The sequence below is a fragment of the Pantoea sp. BL1 genome (assembly GCF_000963985.1).
In the GTDB taxonomy this organism is placed as follows: domain Bacteria; phylum Pseudomonadota; class Gammaproteobacteria; order Enterobacterales; family Enterobacteriaceae; genus Pantoea; species Pantoea rwandensis_B.
Map to the genome: position 1 here is coordinate 1 of NZ_JZRH01000072.1, position 1826 is coordinate 1826.

The window sequence follows — 1826 nt, forward strand, 5'->3', positions numbered from 1 at the left end:
AGGGCGGAGTCCTAACCGCTAGACGAAGGGGACACGATAGTGTCACGCCTTCGCAGCCGTCTTGCTCATCACTTTTCTATCAGACAATCTGTGTGAGCACTGCGCGGGAAGGTATCTTCAGGTAAGGAGGTGATCCAACCGCAGGTTCCCCTACGGTTACCTTGTTACGACTTCACCCCAGTCATGAATCACAAAGTGGTAAGCGCCCTCCCGAAGGTTAAGCTACCTACTTCTTTTGCAACCCACTCCCATGGTGTGACGGGCGGTGTGTACAAGGCCCGGGAACGTATTCACCGTAGCATTCTGATCTACGATTACTAGCGATTCCGACTTCATGGAGTCGAGTTGCAGACTCCAATCCGGACTACGACGCACTTTATGAGGTCCGCTTGCTCTCGCGAGGTCGCTTCTCTTTGTATGCGCCATTGTAGCACGTGTGTAGCCCTACTCGTAAGGGCCATGATGACTTGACGTCATCCCCACCTTCCTCCAGTTTATCACTGGCAGTCTCCTTTGAGTTCCCGGCCGAACCGCTGGCAACAAAGGATAAGGGTTGCGCTCGTTGCGGGACTTAACCCAACATTTCACAACACGAGCTGACGACAGCCATGCAGCACCTGTCTCAGAGTTCCCGAAGGCACCAAAGCATCTCTGCTAAGTTCTCTGGATGTCAAGAGTAGGTAAGGTTCTTCGCGTTGCATCGAATTAAACCACATGCTCCACCGCTTGTGCGGGCCCCCGTCAATTCATTTGAGTTTTAACCTTGCGGCCGTACTCCCCAGGCGGTCGACTTAACGCGTTAGCTCCGGAAGCCACGCCTCAAGGGCACAACCTCCAAGTCGACATCGTTTACGGCGTGGACTACCAGGGTATCTAATCCTGTTTGCTCCCCACGCTTTCGCACCTGAGCGTCAGTCTTTGTCCAGGGGGCCGCCTTCGCCACCGGTATTCCTCCAGATCTCTACGCATTTCACCGCTACACCTGGAATTCTACCCCCCTCTACAAGACTCTAGCCTGCCAGTTTCGAATGCAGTTCCCAGGTTAAGCCCGGGGATTTCACATCCGACTTGACAGACCGCCTGCGTGCGCTTTACGCCCAGTAATTCCGATTAACGCTTGCACCCTCCGTATTACCGCGGCTGCTGGCACGGAGTTAGCCGGTGCTTCTTCTGCGGGTAACGTCAATCGATGCGGTTATTAACCACATCGCCTTCCTCCCCGCTGAAAGTACTTTACAACCCGAAGGCCTTCTTCATACACGCGGCATGGCTGCATCAGGCTTGCGCCCATTGTGCAATATTCCCCACTGCTGCCTCCCGTAGGAGTCTGGACCGTGTCTCAGTTCCAGTGTGGCTGGTCATCCTCTCAGACCAGCTAGGGATCGTCGCCTAGGTGAGCCATTACCCCACCTACTAGCTAATCCCATCTGGGCACATCCGATGGTGTGAGGCCCGAAGGTCCCCCACTTTGGTCCGAAGACGTTATGCGGTATTAGCTACCGTTTCCAGTAGTTATCCCCCTCCATCGGGCAGTTTCCCAGACATTACTCACCCGTCCGCCACTCGTCACCCGAGAGCAAGCTCTCTGTGCTACCGTTCGACTTGCATGTGTTAGGCCTGCCGCCAGCGTTCAATCTGAGCCATGATCAAACTCTTCAATTTAAAGTTTGATTTGCTGCAACAAGTGCAGCGATGCTCATCTGTAAAACGTCATAATGAATTTCATTATGTGTTCACTCGTGAGACTTGATATTTTTTACGTCCGGAGACGCTGATATCAATCCTGCGAGTGCCCACACAGATTGTCTGATAAATTGTTAAAGAGC

At 53.3% G+C, this 1826-nt stretch carries 1 rRNA gene; it reads right to left on the reverse strand.

From position 1 onward, the window contains the following. Window positions 1–122: 122 nt before the first annotated feature. A 16S ribosomal RNA gene (locus VH86_RS23820) occupies window positions 123–1662 on the reverse strand. Window positions 1663–1826 lie beyond the last annotated feature (164 nt).